Origin of the sequence: Kitasatospora sp. NPDC036755 (assembly GCF_040636595.1) — a bacterium.
Lineage (GTDB): Bacteria > Actinomycetota > Actinomycetes > Streptomycetales > Streptomycetaceae > Kitasatospora.
Window position 1 is genome coordinate 1 of the sequence record NZ_JBEZUT010000430.1, and the last position, 5,914, is coordinate 5,914.

General features: G+C 72.4%; 4 protein-coding genes. 3 read left to right on the forward strand and 1 reads right to left on the reverse strand.

Going from position 1 to position 5,914, the window contains the following annotated elements:
• The first annotated feature begins 55 nt into the window (after nucleotides 1–55).
• Nucleotides 56–1,732, forward strand: a complete 1,677-nt coding sequence (locus AB0E96_RS37170) for a hypothetical protein (protein WP_359830633.1) — start codon at nucleotides 56–58, stop codon at nucleotides 1,730–1,732.
• A 556-nt stretch (nucleotides 1,733–2,288) separates the two neighbouring features.
• On the opposite strand, the gene AB0E96_RS37175 is transcribed toward AB0E96_RS37170, so the two are convergent.
• Nucleotides 2,289–4,601 carry a molybdopterin-dependent oxidoreductase gene (locus AB0E96_RS37175; RefSeq protein WP_359830636.1) on the reverse strand — a complete coding sequence of 771 codons (2,313 nt, stop codon included), beginning with the start codon at nucleotides 4,599–4,601 and terminating at the stop codon, nucleotides 2,289–2,291.
• Between the two features lie 268 nt (nucleotides 4,602–4,869).
• On the opposite strand from AB0E96_RS37175, the gene AB0E96_RS37180 reads away from it, so the two are divergent.
• Both AB0E96_RS37180 and AB0E96_RS37185 read left to right on the forward strand, forming a co-directional pair.
• Nucleotides 4,870–5,082 carry a hypothetical protein gene (locus tag AB0E96_RS37180; RefSeq protein ID WP_359830640.1) on the forward strand — a complete coding sequence of 71 codons (213 nt, stop codon included), beginning with the start codon at nucleotides 4,870–4,872 and terminating at the stop codon, nucleotides 5,080–5,082.
• 172 nt (nucleotides 5,083–5,254) lie between these two features.
• A complete protein-coding gene (locus AB0E96_RS37185; protein WP_359830643.1) occupies nucleotides 5,255–5,806 on the forward strand; it encodes an EF-hand domain-containing protein in 552 nt (183 codons plus the stop codon).
• Nucleotides 5,807–5,914 lie beyond the last annotated feature (108 nt).

Consider the following 5,914-nt stretch of genomic DNA (forward strand, 5'->3'; position numbering starts at 1 on the left):
CAGGTGTTGAGGATGCCGGCGATCGCCCCGTACGTCGCCGGCCGCGTGGCTGCGCGTGGGAGCCGAGCTCGGCGACCGCCTGGTCGCCCTGTCCGGCCGCCAGGACCTGCTCGTCACCTGCCGCCCTGGCACCCGCAGCGGCGCACCGGCCGCGTTTTTCCCCGGACTGGGGGAGGTCGAGTTCGATGCCGAGCTGTTCGCCCCCCTCCAACCCCACGAAGTCCATCCGCGGATCGTGGGCGACGAGGAACGCTATCCCGCCGCATGGGGGGTGTTCGTCCACGAGGCCGCCCACGCGGCCCACTCCGTCTGGAAGCGGCCGGACGGCGCGGACCCGCGCGTCGTCGAGGCCGCGCTCCTGCTGGAGGAGAGCCGGGCCGAAGGCGCCCACCTGACCAGGCGTCCGATGGACCGCACGTACCTGCGCACCAGCGCTCGGACCCTGGTCATGCCCGACATCGCCAACCCGAGTTTCCAGGGCGTCGAGCACGCCGCCAGCGTGGCGGCCCTGATCCTCGGCCGCCGTGACGTCGGCATCCTGGATGCCGGCGAGACCCGAGCCGTCGCCGAACTGTGCGAACAGGTCCTGGGCGCCGACCTGTTGGCCACCCTCACCGGCATCTGGACCGCAGCACACCGGTGCGCCGACCACGACGCCACCACCATGCTCGCGCACGCCCGGGACTGGTGCGAGGCTCTGGACGCCGCTGCACCGTCCCTGCCCGCCCCGCCGGAGGACCTCACCGATCTGTTGTCCGCTGCCGCAGGGGTCGTCATGGACAGCATGGCCGCCAACGACCGTGCCGACCTCGCGGCACAGGCCGCCGCGGACGACGCCGTGGCCACCCGGGCAAGGTCACAGGCCAAGGACCGTGCCCAGCAGGCCAGTCGGCGACGTCAGGCCGCCGCCACCGCGAAGTCGGTCTTCAACTCCGGCGGCGGAACCGTCAACGCCGACGGCACACCGGCGCCCTACGGCAACCCCGTCACCGGCACCCGCCGGCCTACCACCGCTGAGCAAACCGCTGCGGCGCGCCTGAGCCGCGCTCTCCGGGCCGCTGCCTATCGCGAACGGACCGAGGAACGGACCACCAGCCCCACCCCGCCCGGCCGCCTCAACATGCGCCAGGCCCTCGCCCGCGACGCCCAGCGCGCCGCCGGCGCGGTGCCCACCGCAGAGCCGTTCACCGCCACCCGGCGCCGCCACTCTCCCACCCCGCCGTTGCGGGTGGGGATCGCGGTGGACGTCTCCGGCTCCATGCGCGCCGCCTGCGGTCCCGTCGCATCCGCTGCCTGGATCGTGGCCCGTGCAGCGGCCCTGACCGACCCCGACTCCCGCACCGCCACCATCGCCTACGACACGCATCTGACCGCACTGACCAGGCCCAGCCACCGGGCGCCGGCGCGGGTGACGACGTTCGACGCCCGCGGCGCCAGCCACAACCTGGGCGACGCCCTCGATGCGCTCGACCACGGCCTCGACCTCAGCCGCCCCGGTGCCGGCCGCCTCCTGGTGATCGTCACCGACGCCAAGTACACCCCCAACGAAACCGCCAACGCGGTCACCCGCATCCGGCGCCTCACCACTGCCGGCTGCGCCGTACTCCAGCTCACGCTCGACAAGGAGTCCCGCCACCTACCGGGGACCACCTTGCTCCACCTGCCCCGGCCCTCCAGCGCCCCCGCCGCCATCGCCAAGGCGGCAACCGACGCCATCCGCAGGACACGCTGAGACGCCCACCGAGCCATGGGCGCGGCGGAGAACCGCCCCCGGTCCGGCGCTCGCCGCGGTGGCTGTGCCGCTCCTGCGGGCGGGGCCGGGGCAAGCCGGTGCTCGGCGACCCGGTACGACTACCGGTGGTTGCCGGTGAAGGCGTGCGGGTCTGCGTCGGCGCAGCGAAGCTCGCCGATCTCCTGGGTCTTCGGCATGTTCGCCTGCGGCAGACAGCAACCCCTTGAAAGGACTACGCAAATCGGGGCAGTCCAAGTCAACATGGACGACCTCGCAGCGCCAGCCCGAAGGAGGGTTCTCCCCTGTCCGTCGTGATCTCCGCTCCCGTTGTCCGCGGCCTGCGTCCCGGCGACACCATCGCCCACCGCACCTGGCCGCTTGGCTGCGACTGCCGCCTATAGATGACACATACCGGCGGTGACTGGCACCGTGATCGCTTGGCTTCGGTGGAGCTGAGTCGACAAGTCGGTTCCGGCCCGGTTGCTTCGGCCGGGGGTTGTCGGCGGGCGCTGTGCTGATGGGCTGGTGTGTGGTGGGGGTTTGGCGGGGGTGGGTGTCAGTGGTTGAGGTGTGGGGGTGTGTGGGCGTGGAGGTCGGGGAGGGGCTGGTCGTAGGGTTCGACGTCGACGAGGGTGCTGTGGGCGCTGGGTCCTTGGGACAGGCGGGAGCAGGGCCGGTCGTAGGTGAGGGAGTTGGGGTTGCCGTGGCGGTCGAGTGTTCCGGTCTGTCCGGGGTGGACGGGGTCCCACCAGGCTCCGGTGGAGAGCTGGATGACGCCGGGCATGACGGTGTCGGAGAGGATCGCGCCGGCGAGGCAGCTGCCGCGGTCGTTGTGGATGCGCACGATCGTGCCGTCCTGGATGCCGCGTGCGGCGGCGTCGGCGGGGTTGAGGGTTGCGGGTTCGCGGCCGTGGATCTTCGAGTCGAGGCTGTGGGTGCCGTTGTCGTACTGGCTGTGCAGGCGTGAGGCGGGCTGGTTGGAGATCAGGTGCAGGGGGAAGCGGCGGGCCTGGTCGCTGCCGAGCCACTCGGCGGGTTCGTACCAGGTGGGGTGTCCGGCGCAGTCGTCGTAGCCGAAGGAGTCGATGGTGTCGGAGAAGATCTCGATCCGGCCGGAGGGGGTCTGCAGGGGGTGTTGTTGCGGGTCGGCGCGCAGGTCTGCGAAGTTGCCGGGGAAGGGGCCGGTGGAAGGGGGGAGTTCGGCGGTGTGGTTGTGCCAGAAGTCGTCGAAGCCGGGCAGGGTGTGGCCGGGGGTGAGGGCGGCCTGGGTCTGTTCGTAGAGGTGGCGCAGCCACTGGGTCTCGGTGCGGGACTGGGTGAATTCGTGTTCGTAGCCGAGGCGGGCGGCGAGGTCGGCGAAGATGTGGTGGTCGGTGCGTGACTGGCCTGCGGGTTCGCGGACTTTGGGCATGGCGGTGAGGTGGGGGTCGGAGAAGCCGGCGGCGAAGTCGTCGCGTTCCAGGCTGGTGGCGACGGGCAGGACGATGTCGGCGAACTTGGCGGTGGTGTTCCACCAGGCTTCGTGGACGACGATGGTGTCGGGGGCCTGCCAGGCGCGGGCGAGGCGGTGGAGGTCCTGGTGGTGGTGGAAGGGGTTTCCGCCGCACCAGTAGATGAGGCGCAGGTCGGGCAGGGTGAGGCGCTGGCCGTCGTAGTCGATGACGTGGCCGGGGTGCAGGAGGGTGTCGGCGATCCTGGCGACGGGGATGAAGTCCGTGACGGGGTTGGGGGCTGGGGGGATGGTGGCGACGAAGGGGCGGTCGGGGTGGACGCCGGTGGCGTCCATGGTGGCGTAGCCGGAGCCCCAGCCGCCGCCGGGGCGGCCCATGGAGCCGGCCATGGCGGCCAGGACGACGGACATCCAGATCGGCTGTTCGCCGTGGTCGGCGCGCTGGATGGCGTAGTTGACCATGATGAGGGAGCGTCGGGTGGTGAGGCGGCGGGCGAGGTCGGTGATCGTTTCGGGGTCGATGCCGGTGATGCGTGCGGCCCAGCGGGCGTCCTTGGGGGTGCCGTCCGTCTCGCCGGTGAGGTAGGCGGCGAAGCGGTCGAAGCCGGTGCAGCAGCGGGTGAGGAAGTCCTCGTCGTGCCAGTTGTTGACGAGCATGGTGTGGGCGATGCCGAGCATGGCGGCGGTGTCGGTGTTGGGGGTGATGGGCAGCCACTGGGCGTCGAGGAAGGCGGCGGTGTCCTTGCGGATGGGGCTGACGCTGACGAACTCCACGCCCGCCTGGCGGCAGCGGCGCTGGAGGTCGCGGGTCTGGTGGCGGGCCAGGCCGCCGGGGTTGATCTGGCTGTTCTTGAGGGCCAGTCCGCCGAAGGCCACGACGAGTTCGCCGTGGTCGGCGATCTCGTCCCACATCGGCATCCTCGACTGGTAGCTCCACGGGTGCCCGCCGATCACGTGCGGCAGGACCACCTCCAGCGCGGCGGTGCTGTAGGTGTTGCGGGCATCCGTGTAGCCGCCGCCGAGCGCGAGGAAGCGGTGGAGCTGCCCCTGGGCGTGGTGGAAGCGGCCCGCGCTCGCCCAGCCGTAGGAGCCGCCGAACACGGCGCTGTCGCCGTGCTCGGCGCGCACACGGCGCAGTTCGCTGCTCACCAGGGCCAGCGCCTTGTCCCAGCTGACCTCCACGAACGCGTCCGAGCCCCGGGCCGTGTCCCCGGTGCGCGGCAGGCCCTCCAGCCAGCCCCTGCGCACCGCCGGGCGCAGCACGCGGGCACGGTCGTCGGCGGCCTTCACCATGCCGGGGCCGATCGGTGAGGGCGCGGGGTCGTCGGGGTGGGGCTCGATGCGTACCAGGCGGCCGGAGTCGACCACGGCGGTGTAGCTGCCCCAGTGCGTCGCGACCGGCTTGCGCTCTTGCGTCATGGTGTCGGCTCCGTCTCTGCGCCCTGTGGTTCTGGTCAGGGGGTTGCCGGGGTCCATCGTCCTCCCGGTGCCGGTGGGCTGTCCGCCGGATCGGGAATCCTGCTCGGGAGGGGGCCGTGGGTGCGGGCGGTGGGGAGCGCGGCGGTGGCGCGGTCCGTGCGGGCGCGGCCGGTGCCAGGGCCCGGGGGCGGCGGGCGGGGTTGCGTGACCCGGCGTCGCAGCGGTCGTTCACCTCGGTGTGAAGAACACTCAGCGCGCTCTTGCGACCGTGCTCCTTGTCGGGGCGGCCCTGGCGGGCGGCGCCCCGGCCGCCAACGCCAACTTCCTCGGGGGCATCGGACTGATGGGCTCCAACGGCAACTCCAGCACGGACAGTGCGCCGGCGGGCTCCAGTGGTCACCAGGGCGGCGGGCAGGGCGTCCCGAGTGGCCCGCTTGCCGCCATCGGCACACTGGAAGGCGACTTCGGCTTCACCGGCTGAGACTGCCGGGCGCAAGCTCTCGCGTGCGGCTGTGCGCGCTGGGGCGGGGACGGCAGCGACGGCCCGGCCGTGGCCGTCTGCCGCTGTCGGGACGTGCGCCCCGCCGTCCGGGGCAGGGACGGCTGCCCCGTTCCTTTGCACCCTGGTAGTCGGGTGGATACGCTGCGTGGTCGTGACTGGACTTCAAGACCACAAGTACCGGCAGTGGTTCATGGGTGCCGACGCCGACGGCGACGGCGTCATCTCCCGCCAGGACGTCCTGCTGATGGGCGAGCGGTTCATCGCGGCCTGCGGCGACGTGTCGCACTGCGCGGCCGCGCAGCGGCTGCGGGAGGGGCTGGACGCGTTCTGGGCCCGGGTCCTCGCGCCGCAGGACCAGGACGGCGACGGCAGGATCGGCCTGCCGGAGCTGACGGAGGGGTTTCGGCGGGCCCTGGCCGACCCCGGCCTGTACCCGCAGCAGATCCAGCCGGTGGCCGAGTGCTACTTCGACCTCGCCGACCTCGACGGGAACGGGGTGATCGACCAGTCGGAGTTCGAGCAGGTCTTCGGCCTGGCGGCCAACCTCCCCTTCGACGAGTGCGGCAGGGTCTTCGCCGCCCTGGACCTGGACGGCTCGGGCGCCCTGGACCGCTTCGAGTTCCACGAGGCCCTCGCGGAGTTCTTCTACGGCGACACCCCCGGAGCAGCCGCCAACCACCTGTTCGGTCTGATCAGCGCCTGACGGGAACCCCCGCCGCCGCCCGGGCCGCGTGACGTGCCGCGGCAACGGCAGCCCACTGCGTGCCCAGCCGCGCCGGGCTCGCCGGCCCTGCGGGCGGCCCTGTCCGTA

Coding starts and splice junctions, on each gene's coding strand:
- AB0E96_RS37175 (WP_359830636.1), bottom strand. CDS start 4,601: ATGACGCAAGAGCGCAAGCCGGTCGCGACGCACTGGGGCAGCTACACC.